The organism is Tolypothrix sp. PCC 7712 (assembly GCF_025860405.1).
Classification (GTDB): Bacteria; Cyanobacteriota; Cyanobacteriia; order Cyanobacteriales; family Nostocaceae; genus Aulosira; species Aulosira diplosiphon.
The window spans coordinates 1,836,056-1,852,826 of record NZ_CP063785.1 but is presented as its reverse complement, the minus strand read 5'-3'; the positions used below and the strand labels follow the sequence as shown (position 1 = coordinate 1,852,826).

The following is a 16,771-nucleotide window of genomic DNA, read 5'->3' as shown; positions in this document are numbered from 1 at the left end:
ATTCCTATTTAGTTTCCATCCAATTATCACCTGCGCGTACATCTACTAATAATGGCACGCTCAAATTGACTGCACCTTCCATTGCTGACTTAATTTGTGGTTGTAATTCTGCCCATTCTTGGGGTGGAACTTCAAACACTAATTCATCATGAACTTGTAATAACAATCGCGCTTGATATTTACTTAAAATCTCATGGAGTTTGACCATAGCAATTTTGATAATATCGGCACTAGAACCTTGAATTGGCGCATTCGCAGCAGAGCGCAGTAACCCAGCATCATAAGCACCCAAATTCTTTAATTTACTCAAATCAATATCTTCTGGATTGCTACCTTTTAATTTGCGTAAATTATTGCTGGTAAACTCAACATAACGACGACGACCAAGAATTGTTTCTACATAACCTTGAGCGATCGCTTCTTTTTTGACACGCTCTAAATATGCAAATACTTGTGCATAGCGTTCGTTAAATCGCTTAATAAATTCGCTAGCGTTGGCTTTATCTACTCCAGTTGAACGCGCAAATTTTAAAGAACCCATGCCATAAATTACGCCGAAGTTGATAGTTTTTGCTAATCTGCGTTCGTCTGATGTGACATCTTCTTTTTCAAATACTAACCGCGCTGTTACAGTATGAATATCTTCATTCTGCTGATAGGCTTGGACTAAAACTGGCTCTTGGCTTAAATGAGCCAAAATTCTTAATTCGATTTGCGAGTAATCAGCAGCTACCATTAACCAGCCTGGCTCTGGTAAAAATGCTTTGCGAATTCGCCGACTAAAAGCTGTCCGAATAGGAATATTTTGTAAATTAGGGTTAGAGGAAGATAAGCGACCAGTAGATGTTGCTGCTTGGTTAAAATCTGTATGCACTCTCTGAGTCTTTTCGCTTACCAATGCTGGTAATGCATCTACATAAGTAGACTTTAATTTAGATAAAGTACGATACTCAATTAAGGCATCAACAAAACCAGTTTTATCAATTTCTTGGAGTTTCTCTAATGTCGCTGCATCTGTAGAGTAACCTGTTTGAATTTTGCGTGAATACTTAGTACTTAATCCTAATTTTTCAAACAATATATGACTCAATTGTTTAGGTGAACCTAAATTAAATTTTTCGCCAGCAATTTCTGTTGCTGTTGCTTCTAACTTTGCCAAATCAGTTTCTAACTGCTGCGAAAGTTCTTTGAGATAAGCAGAATCAATACGAATACCTGTGTATTCCATTTCCGCTAAAACTGCTTCTAGTGGCTGCTCTACTTCTAGTAATAACTGATATAAATTTGGCAGTTGTTCGAGTTCTTCACGTAATTTTGGTACTAATACAAATGTAGAATAGACATCCATCCCGCAGTAATCTGCCACAGTAGGAATATCTAAGTCAGCAATATTTTTGCCTTTAGGAACTAAATCTACATAACTTTTAGCAGTTAAACCTAAATATCTGTAAGCTAAATCACTCAAATTGTGACTACCATCTGGATTTAGCAAGTAACTGGCTAACATGGTATCAAAAACCACTCCTGCCAATTTTATGCCTTGACACCGCATAACTAAGCGGTCAAATTTAGCATTTTGCAAAGCTTTCGGATAATCAACACTTTCGAGAATTGGACGTAGTGCTGATAGTACTTTATCTAGATTTAAATTATTCCCTGTTTTATGACCAACAGGAATATACGCCATGTCATCCTGGTTGCTTCCCCAACAACAACCAATTCCTACTAAAGCAGCGTCTCGTGGTTCTAAATCAGTGGTTTCAGTATCCCAAGCAACGGGTGTCTCTGGATTAGTAAATTGTTGTAAGAGATTTACTAATTCGCTAAGTTTGGCTTCACTATCAATAATGCGTGTTTGAATTGCGGAATCTGGCTTTTGTTTAGCTGCTGCTGTATCAGCAGCACTAAAAAACCACAAATCACTATCATCTTCATCATTACTCTTGATTTGTGTTGTTGGTGTTGAAATTTCTGCAACTTTTACAACTTGTCCGCCAAATTTTTGCTGAAGTTCGTTGATTTGTTTTAGGAAGCGATTAAATTCTAATTTTTCTAAAATTGGCACAAGGACGTTTTGATCAAATCCTGTTAATTTGCAATCTTCTAAATTAACTTCTAAAGGAACATCTATAACTATTTTGGCTAAATAGTGAGACTTTTGAGCATCTTCTTGTCCTTCTACGAGTTTCTTATGAGTTGCTCCTTTAATTTCATCCAATGCAGCATAAATTTTTTCTAAGGAACCGTAAGTACTAAGTAGCTGTACTGCGGTTTTTTCTCCAATTCCTTTTACACCAGGGATATTATCTGATTTATCACCACAAAGAGCTTTGAAATCAACGATTTGTGTAGGTAAAACACCCAGCTTTTCTTGAACTTGTTCTGGGCCAAATTCTGTGATGCCATTTGTAGAGCGCTTCCAGGCATCTGGACTAAAATTTAAAACGGTAATTTGTTTTTCTAAATCTATGAGTTGAAATAAATCGCGATCGCCTGTAAGAATTTTCACTTTATAGCCAGCTGCAGTGGCTAGCTGTGCTAAAGTTCCCAGCACATCATCTGCTTCGTAACCAGGAGCCGTGAAAATCGGCAGATTGAAGCCTGCAAGCAACTCATGTAAATTTTTCAAATCAGGTACAAAATCTTCTGGTGTCCCAGGGCGATCGGCTTTATAGGTATCGTCTGCTTCATGACGGAAAGTCGGTAAGCCCAAATCAAACGCGATCGCCATTGCTTGTGGCTGTTGTGTTGTCATGACTTCCAGTAGGGACTTGATAAAGCCAAAACATACACTGGTAGGAATCCCCGTTTTTGTACGTAACCCGCCATCTCGTCCTTTGGCAAAAGCAAAGTAAGAACGAAACGCCAGTGAGTGTCCATCTACGAGGATAAATGTGGGGCGTGTTGTTGTAGAAGAAGTTTGAGACATAGCCTTATTCTAGCTAGAAGCTCACATCCAAGTACCGACGACGCAGCTTCAGCATCAAAACGATTGCTTGTACAATTCAGTACAGTGCGGCGTAGACATGGCTCTTTTTGAGCAGGAGCAATTATTGTATCAGCGCTCCTAGTAAAACAAAAATTATAAAAACTGAAAATTTAACGTCTTCTGATATGACTAATTCATAAATTTTACCGTTTTTATCATTAAGCTTTTCAATCTAATTACGAATTACTAATTCGTAATTCGTAATTAAACTGAGGGTTAGAGTCCCCGACTTCTATAAGTTGTGCCGTTACAGGTGAGGTCTAAATCCCCATCTGTAACTTAATTACGGATTGTTAATATTATTCTTAATTTTTATGGTTTTCCAAATACTTCATAAAGTATAATCTTGAATATAAAAAATTATGTTTTCGTAGCAAAATCACTACAAAGTAAAATATTTTTATTTCCTTATTTAGGATGTAAGAGTATTAATATTGCCTGTCATTAAACACTGAACTGTCATAGAGATCCTGCTTCCATCAGATTATGCTGACTAAACAGTTTGTGACTTTTTACATTTTTGTATCTACTGTGCAAGTTCGGCTTTGTAGTATGGGATAGGCTTTAAATTCTTGTTATCAAAAATTCTTGCCAGAAATTTAATCTTGAAGAATTCCATACAAATTAAATGCCAAAGATTGAGCAGAATTAGGTGAAGATTTTAATACAATGCCAAAATGTCTGACGAGAATTTCAAATCTTGGGGATTTTTATGTCTAAAGCATCTGCTCAGAATTTTGTGTCTAGTGATCATCAGGCTGTAGCTCAAGCAGAAATTAAACTACTGGTTTTAGATATCGATGGTACGATTTCTGGCAAGTCTAACACTATCAGTAAACCTGTAAAACGAGCGATCGCCGCCGCACAAGCAAAAGGAATTCAAGTGGCGATCGCAACTGGTCGAATGTATCGTTCAGCTTTGCGCTTCCACGAAACTATTGGCTCTGTCTTACCCTTAGCAGCTTATCAGGGTGCTTGGATTCAAGACCCCGCTACCCAAAAAATTCATCGTCATTTAACTGTTTCTCGGGAAATTGCTCACCAGCTACTAGATTATTTTGAACAGCCAGAGTTGCGATCGCTGTTGTCTGTGCATTTTTATATCAATGACCAACTTTATGTCCGTGAATTAACTAGAGAAACCAAAATCTACGCTCAACGTTCTGGAATTACCGCTATTCCTGTAGGTGATTTGCGTCAAGTTTTAACAAATGAACCAACAAAGGTCTTAGCTTTGTGTGATGACACCGATGTCATAGACAGCATATTAGGCAATTTACGCAGCCAATACACCCCGGCTGAACTTTATCTCACAACATCAGTTGCAACCTTCTTTGAGGCGGCTCACGCCTCTGTAAATAAGGGAACTGCGGTGCGTTACCTAGCTGAAGAATTACTAGGATTACAAGCTGCTAACGTTATGACTATTGGAGATAACTTCAATGATGTGGAAATGTTAGAGTATGCGGGTATTGGTGTGGCTATGGGCAATGCTCCTGCTGGAGTGCAAGCGATCGCTCAATGGGTAGCGCCTACTGTAGAGGAAGATGGCGCTGCTGTAGCAATTGAACAATTTTTACTATCCTAAGAGCCAATCTTTAAAACGTAACTCTATATAAAATCAGAAAGGACACCGACGACTGGCCGTGTTTCGTCTCGGTGCCCCTGCTGGTTCGCTCCTCACACACCAGATAATATAGCTGATGGCATTGATTGAGTCAATATTTGCTTTGTAAATTTTTATTGATTTCGTTAGTGGGTTTACTGAGAAATCCATCAATTGATCATTTTCAAATCTTAATCCTATTCTGAATAACTTTGTGCCTGATAAACAACGAAAAACTTTGTATTTGAGCTTTTTAAGCTTTATTTTTGCCTTACATTTTATTAAGAAAACTTTCTCATAATTCTCTGAGAGCAAACAACCCCAGTTTTTCTTCTAGTAATAACTTGAACACAGATTGAGTCACCATCAATAATCCCAATCTGGCTTGAGCTAGTTCTGGTGAGGTAGTTTTGACTTTGCCCCAAATGCGGCACTCGCGCCAGAAGTTTTCCCAGGCTTGGCTTAAATTCAGTGCAGCTTGTTCCCAGTTAACTGTGCTGTTAATAGCATGACACTCTAAATCATCTACCACTTGCACTAACTCATTAATCAGACGACCTTCAGCTGAGTGATTGAGGCGAAGTTTTTCTTCGCTATCTAGCCAAGGTATAGGACTGGGAAAGGTAACACTCCAATCAGCTGATGTTGAATTGCTGAGTGATGTTTTTTGCAGGTCAATATTTTTTTCTGTATCTAAAAGCACTTCTTGCAGTTTAATTAATCCTTCTCGCTGCGCCTGTTGCAACAGGGAACAACAGCGTGCATGGGCATATTGTACAGCAAATAAGCGTCTTGGATTGCTAACGGGAGGATTTTCATTGCTGGCGATTTTCCGTTCCCTAAAAATTCCTATAGCAATATTTTGTAACCAAGCCGCTAAAGCAGGGTGAGTCAATTCCAAATGAATCCAGCCAGGGGGAACAATTTCGATACGAAAAACGTCCCCATCCAACTCTGATAAATTAGCAGCGATCGCCTGAGCTATATCTAAAGATTTTTGATTCTGAGATTTTTCTAACTTGAGTGCTACACCCGAAATATATAAAATTCTTTTATCATCTCTACCTTTATATAGAGGAAATTTCGCATATCTTATGCTTTCTAATTCTGGGTTACAGGTATAAACACTCAGTGATTTCCGTAGGTGACTGTATATTAACCGTTTTATAGCTGTGTATTTGCTAACTAGTAAATTCAAATGCACGTAATTATCGATGAAGACAGCTTTATCGCCAATGTATCGATTTTCTGTCATCTATCAAAAGTTATAAGTTTCTTCTAGATAAAGAAAAATGAGAGTAGAATAAAATTTGATGAATATTCAATGAATAGAGGGTAAACTTTACTACCATCATTGTACAGTAAGAAGTATAACAAAAGAGTAGGGAGTAATTTCCTTTCTATTCTTTGAATGGCTGGCGCTGTTAGGCGTTAAGCCGGACTCGCCAACACAAAGACACTCCTTGCACCTTTTTATGTCGTCTTTGTCTTCAGCCGAACGCTCTTTGTTACCTATGCAATCTCCATCCTCTTTTTCCGAGGCTTCACGTCCGTTTTTGACTTGGCAACGAATTCTTGATTGGGCTCAAGAACACTACCGCTGCCGCACCTTCAGCAAAGATGAGCGCATTCCAGCTCGCCCTGGATTGCTATATTTGGTGCAAAGGGGTGCAATCCGCATGGTAGGAACCGCCCAAGTCAGTGCTACTGCTAGTCAGTTAACATCTCGACGCATTAACAGAACCCCAGAAGAAGCTTTCTTGGGTTTTGTTGGAGCCGGACAACCGTTTGAAATTGTTGCTCAATCTCCATTCACACTCCAGGCTTACGCTCATGTAGACCAAACAGCGGTGCTGTGGATGTACTGGCACGACCTAGATAACTGGCCCCACTTCCGTCGCGAAGTTATGGATGCCTTCCGCTATCAGCACCAACGTAAGTTGCTCTGGCTGAGTGCGTTGGGACAACGCCGCACAATTGACCGACTCTTAGGATTCCTCACCTTGTTAATTGAGGAATACGGCGAGCCGGCAATGAGCGAAACTGACCCCGATGTCATTCGTGGCTATTGTTTACCTTTCCCCTTGACCCATGCCCAAATTGGTAGTGCCATCGGTTCAACTCGTGTTACCGTTACCCGGTTGATGGGCAAATTACGTCAGCGTGGCTTAATCCTGACCCAAGGGGATAATTTGATTTGCTTACCAGCAGAGTCGATTAACAGAGCTAGCTAAAGCTCAGATCTGCTATCAATAGCAGGTGTCAGCGAATTCTGACAAACCCCGTTTGGGTAATCAATTCCTGCCCCTGCTCAGTTAGAAGTAAGTTGGCATAAGCAACACCTGCTTGCTGCTCGGTTTGACCAGTCTGTTTGACCACCACAAACAGATTGCGTGTAATCGGGTATTTTCCGGATTGGAAAGCCTCAATGTTCAATTTGTTTCGTTTACCAGGACATTCAGTCGGGAGGACAAATGGTTCTTGGTAAGGAGGAACGTATGCCCCTTGCGTCCGCCCCAACGGCAAGGGTCTAATTGAGCATTGAGTAACCACCTCTGGGGCAGAAGCGTAATAGATACCGCCAGGACTAACAGCCAATTTTTGTAAGGCTTGGGTGGTTGTGGAGATAAATTCCACCTGCGATCCGAAAGATTGACCACCCAAGATGTCTTGGACAAAAAGCTCTACTGTCCCGCCATCATTGATGCGGCGAGAGTAAGGCTTAATGGGAAGATTTGGCCCCCCAACCTGGCTCCAATTGTTAATCTTACCTGTGTAAATAGATTTCAATTGGTCTAAAGTCAGACCTGGTATATTGAGGTTGGCATTAACTGCTACAGCTAATCCATCAATAGCTACGGGAATTTGATTGAGGCTAAAACCACGTTGCTGGGCACGGCTTAACTCTTGATCTAGAAGTGGTCTAGAGGATTGAGCAAAAGCTAGTTGACCATCTATAAGTGACTGTATACCAGTACCAGAACCAGGAGCTGCATTGCTAGGCTCTACATAACGCAAGCGAAACTCAGGTTTGGTAGCTGTAATTGCTGAGTCAACCGTCAGCCGAATCGGTGCCCAAGATGTACTGCCTCCATAGTTAAATAATCCTGTAGGGACATCTTGAACAGTAGCAAAAGTTTTGCCACTAGGTTTTTCTGTTGTCGCTTGGGGCTGATTTGTATTTTTAGAAATACTTTGATTAAGCTTAAAATTATTATTTCTGGTAAACCACCAAAAACCCCCAGCTACTAACCCAACGGTAATTAATAGAGATAAAACCAGAATAGGTGTTTCATTTTTTTGAGACATAGCACATTAGCCTGTATGTCGATTAAATACAAGTGTGATACCAATTCAAAATACCTTTCTCCTAACGGAGACGCGACGGAAAGCCCCTCCATGTCTACAAAATCAACGAACCGCTTACTTTGCCTTAGTTTGGAATTTGGAATTTTGAATTCCGCGCAGAGGTACTAGTTCCTTGTGCTTGCCAGATTTTATGGCACGAAAGTGATAACCACTACAGTGTTAACTAGAGAAATCACATAAATATAATTTAATATTTCGGGCTTAAAAGCTCGAACAAAGCTGAGAGTTAATATAATACCCAAAATTGATTAGCTGTTTGAGAGTGTAATTTCAATAACAAATATTTTATTAGCGAATTCTGACAAATCCGGCTTTAGCAATTAATTCTTGACCTTGAGGTGTCAGCAGCCAATTAGCATAAGCTTCTCCAGCTTGTTGATCGCTTTGTCCATTTTGTTTCACAATTACAAATAACCGCCTAGTAATCGGGTATTCAGCTTTTTGAAAGCCAGTTGCATTTATCTGGTTACGCTTTTGCGGACAATTTTCTAGAGGAATAAAAGGTTCTTTGTAAGGTGGAATGAGTTGATCTGATGTCCGTCCCAGGGGTAAAGGTTGAACGCTACATTGTCCAACTACTTCCGGAGCAGAAGCATAATAAATTGCGCCAGGATTCTTGGCGACTTCTTTTAAAGCTTGAGTTGTAGTGGCGATAAACTTGACATTGGTAGCAAATTTTTCACCTGCCATAATATTTTGATCGAAAAATTCGATAGTGCCTCCCTCTTCTAAACGGCGAGAGTAAGCTGTAATAGGTAAATTAGGGCCATTCACCTGTCGCCAGTTAGTCAGTTTGCCCGTATATATATCCTTAAGCTGTGCCAGAGTTAAACCAGGAATTTTGAGGCTCGGATGAACTGCGATCGCAATCCCATCAATTGCTACTGGAATTTCTTTGAGTTTAAACCCTCTTTGTTGAGCCTTCTGATATTCCTCGTCTTTTAAAGAGCGAGATGATTGAGAAAAAGCCAGTTGGTTATCCAACAGCATTTTAATCCCCGTACCAGATCCAGGCGCACCAGTTGTAGGATCTGTGTAACGTAATTGAAACTTGGGCCATAGCTTTTGCATTTCTGGTTCTACTTCTTTGCGAATGGGGGCCCAAGTAGTACTTCCTCCATAACTAAATAATCCTGAAGGAAGAGGATTTTTTGTTTGAGCAATGTCATTCTGCGGCTGAAAAACTTGGCGGGATGGATTATTAGTAAAACTCTCAATTACACCAGAGTTATTAGCCAACCACCAAAATACAACACCCACTAACCCTAGTGTGATGGTCAAAGCTAAAACCAAAACACCAGTTTCATTTGTTCCATTCCGTGGCGACATAGTTGTAGTTTTGATTTGTGCATATACAGGCAATGTCCCATTTTGAAGGTATTTAGAGGTTAACAGAAGGTTAAGCTTTGATTGTTATTCGCTGCAGTAAATATTAAAAAATCAATAATTTGCAGCTTATTAAGCTGCTTTAATAAAGTGTAATAAATTGTAAAATAGCTAACCTCTGAAATGAATTTCATCAGACTGCTAATGGTTTACAGAATTAAGGAAAGTAATTTGTAAATCAACCGAAATAAAGCTGTTAAGGCAATACTGACTAAGGCAGCAGCAACTGCTAATACAACTACTTGCTGAATGCCAAGTTCACTGCGTAATAAAGGCAGAAAAAAGATAATCGCAAAAGTAATTCCGGGAATAATTAATAAATCTAATTTTTCAATCCACCTTCTAGTTTGGGCGAAAATTAGTATCCCCAAAATCAAAGCAGAAATACTGAGAGTAGTAATTAAGTTATTTAACAAACTAAAAACAGCGATCGCAATTAATGCACCTTCAAATCCGCTAAAAGCTGCACCTGCTAATAATTCCCAAGTCGAAAAAGTAGCTACTGGTGGTAGCGATGGTGAAACAGCAGCAGGAGAACTTTTGAGCGGTGGTAATGTCCGCGATTTGGGTGAAATTTGTGTTGGTGGCGTTAACTTTGATGTGTTAATTCCAGCCAGTGCATCTAAAACTTCTTGCGCTGACTGAAAGCGTTGATTAGCAGCAGGTAGTAACATCTTATCTAAAATCTCCGCTAGACGTGGTTGTACATTGACTAGCGTGCGCCATATCCACTGATTACTATAGCCATCAAATAACTTAGTTGCTTCCTGACCAGTCAGCAAAGTCAGAACAGTTACAGCTAAAGCATATAAATCTGTAGAGGGGAAAACCTGATTTCCAGCCATCTGCTCAGGTGGTGCAAATCCCATAGAATAAATTCCTGTGGAAGCAGCAGCTGGAGAATTAGTTACTTGCTTTACTGCACCAAAATCTAATAAAAAAAGTTTGCCGTCACGACGGCGCATAATGTTAGAGGGTTTAATATCTCTGTGGATAATGCCTCGTTCATGAACAAACTTCAGTACCTTGAGGATTTCTTGCAGTACCTCGAAAATTTCTTGTTCAGAGAATCTACCTTTTTTAACTAATTCTTCTTCAAGATTCTCTCCATTAATATATTCTTGTACTAAATAAAAAAACTGGTCTTGCTGTCCTGATTGCAAGCCTTGAACTGTAATTGGAAAAAAAGCAAATAAATCGGGTATTTGGTCGTGTTCGTTGCCTATATGGGCTAAAACTTCTGCTTCTCTTTCAAATAACTGTTGTGCTAAATGCAGTTGAGTCGATGTTAAATTCCCTGTAGGTTGAAACTGCTTAACTACACATTGACGCATTCCAGGAATCCGGCGGTCGAGTGCCAAAAATGCTGCTCCGAAACCGCCTCTGCCTAACAACTTGATGGGCACATAGCGGCCATCTAGCATCAATGGCATTCCACAAGCAGTGCAGTATTTTTGTTGTGCTGTTTTGAGCGTCGTATGATCATCCAAATCCGCAAAATAGTTTTGAGGACGTGGACAGCGTGGACGAGTGCAGTAAACTTCCATTTTAGTTATTTGTCAATAGTCCATAGTCAGTAGTCCATAGTACAGCGTGCGTAAATCAAGTTATTTCCAACACAGTGGTAGAGCCTAGAATCAAAGTTTTGTGAGTGTCAGTTTTTCCACATCAAGTGAGCTAACGCACTGGCTCTTTGGATTTCTTAGGCAGCGGTAATAGTCGTTTTAACTAATGACTAATGACTAATGACTAATAACTAATGACCAGAGGTTAGTCTTCGTCAGTGGAGTTTGGTATTACTGCATCCAATGTATTGACCATTAAATTTTTTTGTGTCAATTTTAACACATTGTGGTTCCATCCAGGGGTAGCAAACTGGGGCAAGATTTCTTGACTAAATGCCTCTGCTGCCTTAGAGCGATAGCGATTGGGATTAAAAATCAGCCAAAGTGTGCGCTTGACAACCACCCCTTCAATCGGGGCACAGTGCAATACACCCATTTGTAACTCTTTGGCAATGGCGGAGGTAGAAACAAAAGCAGCCCCTAAACCCGATTGCACGGCATTCTTAATGGCTTCTATGGAATTTAATTCCATTTCGATTTTAAACCGCCTAGTATCAATCTCACAGCGTGCTAGCACTTGGTCAATAACTTTGCGGATAGTGGATTGGGAATCTAGAGCAATGAATTGGAGTTTATAAAGGTCATCTTTTTGAATAGTTTCCAGTTTGGTTAAGGGATGAAACACAGGTAATATCAGCACCAGTTCATCTTCGGCGTAAGGGAGAATTTCCAGAGACTCGGCTAATTCTCCAGGAATTTCACCGCCAATAATCGCTAAATCCACCTGTCCGTTAGCGACACTCCAAGCCGTGCGCCGCGTTGAATGGACGTGTAATTGTACCGCCACATCAGGATATTTTTGTCTAAACATCCCAATCATCTTCGGTAGCAGATAGGTACCAGTGGTTTGAGAAGCACCGACAATCAAAGTACCGCCCTGGAGATTTTGCAAATCTTCAATAGCGCGACAGGTTTCTTGACACAGGCTCAGGATTTTTTCCCCGTAACTGAGAAGTAAATGTCCAGCTTCTGTTAATTGAGCACGTCGTCCTCCACGGTCAAATAAAGGTACATCTAGCTGCCGTTCTAAGTTTTGTACTTGTAAACTGACAGCAGGTTGAGAGACATAAAGACTATCAGCGGCGCGCTTGAAGCTCCCTTCTAGGGCGATCGCTTTGAGAATACGTAACTGATCTAAAGTGAAAGGAAGGTCAGACATAAGGCTAAACCTACAAACAAGAAAGGAGCGGCTTTAGCAAGAAATCAGCATTACACACTGATCAAAGTCAGTGTGATTAATTGCATCTTCAACTGGGAAGATTGACTCGAAACAGACAGTAGCACAACATCTTGACTAAAGTCCCCTTTTGAATACTTTGTGGTATTTGTTGTACTGATCTAAGTTTTCTTTAATTTACTTCACCTACGTATAAGTTATGATGCTGACTTCTTGGTTAACCCCCAGTCATTTTGTCATATTGGGGTTACAGTTAGTTTTTGCGATCGCGCACAGTGGTGGTGCTGCTTTACGGCCTGTGGCAGAAAAATACATTGGGCCAAGGCTTTATCGGATTTTATTTGCCTTAGTCAGCCTGCCTTTGGCTGTAATATTAATTATTTACTTTTTTAATCACCGTTATGATGGTTTGCAACTTTGGCAGGTGCAAGATGTACCTGGTGTACAAATTTTAGTTTGGGTGCTGTCGGCGATTTCTTTTATATTTTTATATCCTGCTACCTTCAATCTACTAGAAATTGCCGCCATCCAAAAGCCTGAGGTTCATCTTTACGAAACAGGAATTATTCGCATCTCCCGTCATCCCCAAATGGTAGGACAAATAATTTGGTGTGTTGCTCATACCCTCTGGTTAGGTACCACATTTACCCTAGTTACCTCAATTGGTTTGGTACTGCATCACTTATTTGGTGTTTGGCACGGGGATCGCCGCCTCACTCACCGCTATGGTGAAGCTTTTGAAATTGTCAAACAACGGACTTCAATTATTCCCTTTTTAGCAATTATTGACGGTCGCCAATCTCTGAAATTGCAAGAATTTCTCCGTCCTGCCTATTTAGGAGTAGCAATTTTTGTCGCATTGCTTTGGTGGTCGCACCCCCTGTTATTGGCAGCAACTAGTAAGTTAACATGGTAGCTTTAGATGATCCCCGATATCAGAAGATACTGCTCAAATAGATGAGAATATCAAATTATCCATTGCTACCAAATCAATGTACGATAAATTCAAATAGCTGCAAGTGGGGGTGTATGGAGTCGGTTTGAGATTTGGAATTGGTAGTTGCTAAAAAATAAATTGTGCTAGGAAAGGAATAGCATCTCTAGTCTAAATTGCCAGACAATAGTGGCTATCAAGACTTAAAAATCCAAAAAAGTAACCGTGAATGTCGCGCTGGCTTTGATCTCAGCGCCGCAATCAACGCGCTCAATTCTGTCTAACTATTTTGTATCCAAATAGAGCGTCTATCGGCAGTAACTTGCTTGCCAATGCCACTACTGCTGATAATTAGTTTGATTAAAAACCCTATAATTCTAGAGGCATCATGGTGTTGTCGGTTAGTGAGCGGACATTTACTCAAGAAGTTTTAGAATCTCCAATTCCGGTTTTAGTAAATTTTGAAGCACCCTGGTGTGGCTTGTGCCGCATTATCCACCCCTTGTTATTGCAATTTCAAGACGAATGCCAGGAGCAAATAAAATTAGTTGGTGTGAACGCTGACCAAAATTTTAAACTTTCTACCACTTATCGCTTAAAGTCACTGCCCACTTTATTGTTGATTGAAAATGGCACCATCCAGCATCGTCTTGAGGGTTTTCGTGGCAGAGACGATTTACGTCGAGCGCTAGCAGAAATTAAAGTGAGCTATAGCGATCGCTCTGTAAACTACAATAGCCCCACAACTGTAGACTTAGGTTGTCGCTAAGTCTAGTCGCTAATTTTTTAATGCAAAATTTTTCACTTCTGAGGTAAAAGCCTCAGGATTAATTCCGGGAATCAATCGAAAATCCCAAATACCAAATCCAAAGTTAATTGACTGTTGACTATTTAATGATTAATTTGATAGAGCAAATCTAAAACCAAGCTTAACACCCCACCGCAATCCCTACCGGTGGGGTATTTTATGCTAAAGGGTGTATGTCACAATTATTAACAGTTCGACCTGACAGTTACCTGAGGACGGAAATTTGACCGTAACGGAGATTGCTTGAAAGTTAAGATGTTTACCCTAACCTAGAGCAACCCATTCGGAAAACTACGAGAAACCCAGCACTCTCTGCAGTTGCCTGGGTTGGGAAAATGCAACTTGTTTGCTACTCTTTGGGAAGCCCCCTGGATCATGTCTACAAGTCCCTGCGGTTCAGACCCATCCTGGGGGAAGCCACAGCAGTGTCTCTCAACTTCTTTCTCTGTTCTAGTCCTCTGAAGACCGTCAGCAGCACTGTTTTAACTTAGTCAAGAATCCTAAAAGTACGCGTCAGTGATGGAAGTAATCTATCAATATGCCTGGCTGATTCCTGTATTGCCGCTTTTCGGGGCAATGCTGGTCGGTCTAGGATTAATTTCGTTAAATCAGGTGACAAACCGCCTGCGGCAGCTGAACGCTGTAGTGATTATCTCCTTAATGGGAGCAGCTATGGGGCTGTCGTTTGCCTTGCTGTGGAGTCAAATTCAAGGACATCCAACTTATGTCCGTACCCTAGAATGGGCAGCAGCAGGCAATTTTCACCTGAGTATGGGCTACACAATCGACCACCTAACAGCTGTGATGCTGGTGATTGTGACCACGGTAGCTTTTTTAGTCATGGTTTATACCGATGGCTACATGGCTCATGACCCAGGATATGTCAGGTTTTATTCCTATCTCAGTTTATTTGGCTCCTCAATGTTGGGACTGGTAGTCAGTTCCAACCTTGTACAGGTATATATATTCTGGGAACTGGTGGGGATGTGTTCTTACTTGTTGGTCGGCTTTTGGTACGATCGCAAGTCAGCAGCAGATGCAGCCCAAAAAGCATTTGTAACTAACCGTGTGGGAGACTTCGGTCTCTTACTTGGTATTTTGGGGCTATTTTGGGCCACAGGCAGCTTTGATTTTGGTGTCATGGGCGATCGTCTAGGCGAACTTGTACAATCAGGTTCTATCAGCAATTTTCTGGCTGTCCTGTTTGCGATTTTAGTTTTCCTCGGCCCGGTGGCAAAATCAGCGCAATTTCCTCTCCATGTCTGGCTACCGGATGCGATGGAAGGCCCCACCCCCATTTCCGCCTTAATCCATGCCGCCACAATGGTGGCGGCTGGGGTGTTCTTGGTTGCGCGCATGTACCCCGTTTTTGAACATGTGCCCGCAGCCATGAACGTCATTGCCTTTACAGGGGCATTTACGGCATTTTTAGGGGCGACAATCGCTATTACCCAAAATGACATCAAAAAGGGTTTAGCTTACTCCACCATCTCCCAGTTGGGTTATATGGTGATGGCGATGGGAGTAGGTTCCTACAGCGCCGGATTATTCCACCTTATGACCCACGCTTATTTCAAGGCGATGCTGTTCTTGGGTTCCGGTTCCGTGATTCACGGTATGGAAGGAGTCGTAGGTCATGACCCCGCATTAGCTCAAGATATGCGTTTAATGGGCGGATTGCGTAAGTATATGCCAGTGACCGGCATTACCTTCTTAATTGGTTGCTTGGCAATTTCTGGTGTTCCCCCCTTCGCTGGTTTCTGGTCAAAAGATGAAATTCTCGGCAAGGCTTTTGAAGCTAACCCATTTTTATGGCTTATTGGCTGGCTAACTGCTGGGATTACCGCTTTTTATATGTTTAGAATGTATTTCTCGACATTTGAAGGCAAATTCCGGGGTACTGACGAGAAAATCAAAGACAAGCTCAAAAAAGCTTCGACCATTATCTTGGAATTAGAATCAGGCGAACCAGCCCCGACTTTTGGGCCTGGGGCAATGAAAAAAGGTGAATTAGCTGCAACTGGTGGACATCATGGCGACCATGACCCCCACGGTCACCACAGTGATACTCCCCACGAGTCGCCTTGGACAATGACCCTACCTTTGGCAGTTTTAGCCGTACCTTCGATTTTGATTGGTTTGGTAGGCACACCATACGCCAACTACTTCGAGGAATTCATATTCCCACCCACCGAAACTTTAAGCGAAGTTTTGGAAAAAGCTGCCGAGTTTAATCCGACGGAATTTTACATTATGGCAGGGGCCTCTGTAGGTATTTCCTTGATTGGGATTACCTTGGCTTCCTTGATGTATTTGCGCGGTAAAATCGATCCAGCTGCGATCGCGGCGAAAATCAAACCACTGTATGAGCTTTCCCTTAACAAGTGGTACTTTGATGACATTTACCATCGCGTCTTCGTTATGGGCTTGCGTCGCGTAGCTAGACAAGTCATGGAAGTTGATTTCCGAGTTGTGGATGGTGCTGTTAACCTTACGGGCTTTTTCACCCTTGTCAGTGGTGAAGGGTTGAAATACTTGGAAAATGGACGCGCACAATTCTATGCCTTGATTATCTTTGGGGCAGTATTGGGTTTAGTGATTTTCTTTGGTATTACCTAAGTTCCATCCTGAGTGCTGATTTCTGAGTTTTAAGTTACAAAATAATTCAGATTCAGCACTCCTTCGACAATTCATTATCTGAGTTTCTAGTGAATAGCCAAATAGTATGTTTAATAGAGATGAAGGCGGGTGAATCGATTGACCTACCTTCATCTTTCTTCATTTTTGTTAAATCAACCTAACAAGGGAGACTAAATCTCAAAAAAGCTGCTACTTAATAGCTAGTGACTTTTTGCCAAACATGATTTTGATTGCAGG

Annotated in this window: 11 protein-coding genes; 5 read left to right on the top strand and 6 right to left on the bottom strand. The window is 41.1% G+C overall.

Annotation, left to right across the window (positions count from 1 at the left end; all coding sequences use genetic code 11):
- Nucleotides 1-4: 4 nt before the first annotated feature.
- Nucleotides 5-2,929, bottom strand: coding sequence for a DNA polymerase I (gene polA / locus HGR01_RS07480; RefSeq protein WP_045869086.1), 2,925 nt, complete (start codon nt 2,927-2,929; stop codon nt 5-7).
- A 772-nt stretch (nt 2,930-3,701) separates the two neighbouring features.
- Here polA and HGR01_RS07475 point away from each other — a divergent pair.
- Nucleotides 3,702-4,577: a Cof-type HAD-IIB family hydrolase gene (locus HGR01_RS07475; RefSeq protein ID WP_045869087.1), complete on the top strand. Its 876-nt coding sequence runs from the start codon at nt 3,702-3,704 to the stop codon at nt 4,575-4,577.
- Between the two features lie 313 nt (nt 4,578-4,890).
- Here the strand turns inward: HGR01_RS07475 and HGR01_RS07470 are convergent, their stop codons facing one another.
- On the bottom strand, nt 4,891-5,850 hold the full coding sequence (locus HGR01_RS07470; RefSeq protein WP_155539082.1) for a DALR anticodon-binding domain-containing protein: 960 nt from the start codon (nt 5,848-5,850) through the stop codon (nt 4,891-4,893).
- 220 nt (nt 5,851-6,070) lie between these two features.
- Between HGR01_RS07470 and HGR01_RS07465 the strand changes: the two genes are divergently transcribed.
- On the top strand, nt 6,071-6,829 hold the full coding sequence (locus tag HGR01_RS07465; RefSeq protein ID WP_015137174.1) for a Crp/Fnr family transcriptional regulator: 759 nt from the start codon (nt 6,071-6,073) through the stop codon (nt 6,827-6,829).
- A 28-nt stretch (nt 6,830-6,857) separates the two neighbouring features.
- Here HGR01_RS07465 and HGR01_RS07460 read toward each other — a convergent pair whose 3' ends face one another.
- The 4 genes from HGR01_RS07460 to HGR01_RS07445 form a co-directional block, all read right to left on the bottom strand.
- Nucleotides 6,858-7,904: a PstS family phosphate ABC transporter substrate-binding protein gene (locus tag HGR01_RS07460; RefSeq protein ID WP_045869088.1), complete on the bottom strand. Its 1,047-nt coding sequence runs from the start codon at nt 7,902-7,904 to the stop codon at nt 6,858-6,860.
- A 348-nt stretch (nt 7,905-8,252) separates the two neighbouring features.
- Nucleotides 8,253-9,293, bottom strand: a complete 1,041-nt coding sequence (locus tag HGR01_RS07455; RefSeq protein WP_045869089.1) for a PstS family phosphate ABC transporter substrate-binding protein — start codon at nt 9,291-9,293, stop codon at nt 8,253-8,255.
- Between the two features lie 206 nt (nt 9,294-9,499).
- The gene (locus tag HGR01_RS07450; RefSeq protein WP_045869090.1) at nt 9,500-10,897 is read right to left on the bottom strand and encodes a serine/threonine-protein kinase; all 1,398 of its coding nucleotides are present in this window, start codon (nt 10,895-10,897) and stop codon (nt 9,500-9,502) included.
- Nucleotides 10,898-11,120: 223 nt separating this feature from the next.
- The gene (locus HGR01_RS07445) at nt 11,121-12,134 is read right to left on the bottom strand and encodes a LysR family transcriptional regulator (protein ID WP_045869091.1); all 1,014 of its coding nucleotides are present in this window, start codon (nt 12,132-12,134) and stop codon (nt 11,121-11,123) included.
- Nucleotides 12,135-12,351: 217 nt separating this feature from the next.
- On the opposite strand from HGR01_RS07445, the gene HGR01_RS07440 reads away from it, so the two are divergent.
- From HGR01_RS07440 to HGR01_RS07430, 3 genes are all read left to right on the top strand, one after another.
- Entirely contained in the window at nt 12,352-13,068 is a 717-nt protein-coding gene (locus HGR01_RS07440; RefSeq protein WP_194007827.1) for an NnrU family protein, read from the top strand.
- Nucleotides 13,069-13,474: 406 nt separating this feature from the next.
- The gene (locus tag HGR01_RS07435; protein WP_045869092.1) at nt 13,475-13,855 is read left to right on the top strand and encodes a thioredoxin family protein; all 381 of its coding nucleotides are present in this window, start codon (nt 13,475-13,477) and stop codon (nt 13,853-13,855) included.
- 558 nt (nt 13,856-14,413) lie between these two features.
- The gene (locus HGR01_RS07430; RefSeq protein ID WP_045869093.1) at nt 14,414-16,513 is read left to right on the top strand and encodes an NAD(P)H-quinone oxidoreductase subunit 5; all 2,100 of its coding nucleotides are present in this window, start codon (nt 14,414-14,416) and stop codon (nt 16,511-16,513) included.
- Nucleotides 16,514-16,771: the final 258 nt, after the last annotated feature.

What these genes read in the sequence shown, in the direction of transcription:
- HGR01_RS07435 (WP_045869092.1), top strand. Translation starts at nt 13,475, where the DNA reads ATGGTGTTGTCGGTTAGTGAGCGGACATTTACTCAAGAAGTTTTAGAA.
- HGR01_RS07475 (WP_045869087.1), top strand. Translation starts at nt 3,702, where the DNA reads ATGTCTAAAGCATCTGCTCAGAATTTTGTGTCTAGTGATCATCAGGCT.
- HGR01_RS07455 (WP_045869089.1), bottom strand. Translation starts at nt 9,293, where the DNA reads ATGTCGCCACGGAATGGAACAAATGAAACTGGTGTTTTGGTTTTAGCT.
- HGR01_RS07450 (WP_045869090.1), bottom strand. Translation starts at nt 10,897, where the DNA reads ATGGAAGTTTACTGCACTCGTCCACGCTGTCCACGTCCTCAAAACTAT.
- polA (WP_045869086.1), bottom strand. Translation starts at nt 2,929, where the DNA reads ATGTCTCAAACTTCTTCTACAACAACACGCCCCACATTTATCCTCGTA.
- HGR01_RS07430 (WP_045869093.1), top strand. Translation starts at nt 14,414, where the DNA reads ATGGAAGTAATCTATCAATATGCCTGGCTGATTCCTGTATTGCCGCTT.
- HGR01_RS07460 (WP_045869088.1), bottom strand. Translation starts at nt 7,904, where the DNA reads ATGTCTCAAAAAAATGAAACACCTATTCTGGTTTTATCTCTATTAATT.
- HGR01_RS07470 (WP_155539082.1), bottom strand. Translation starts at nt 5,850, where the DNA reads ATGACAGAAAATCGATACATTGGCGATAAAGCTGTCTTCATCGATAAT.
- HGR01_RS07445 (WP_045869091.1), bottom strand. Translation starts at nt 12,134, where the DNA reads ATGTCTGACCTTCCTTTCACTTTAGATCAGTTACGTATTCTCAAAGCG.
- HGR01_RS07465 (WP_015137174.1), top strand. Translation starts at nt 6,071, where the DNA reads ATGTCGTCTTTGTCTTCAGCCGAACGCTCTTTGTTACCTATGCAATCT.
- HGR01_RS07440 (WP_194007827.1), top strand. Translation starts at nt 12,352, where the DNA reads ATGATGCTGACTTCTTGGTTAACCCCCAGTCATTTTGTCATATTGGGG.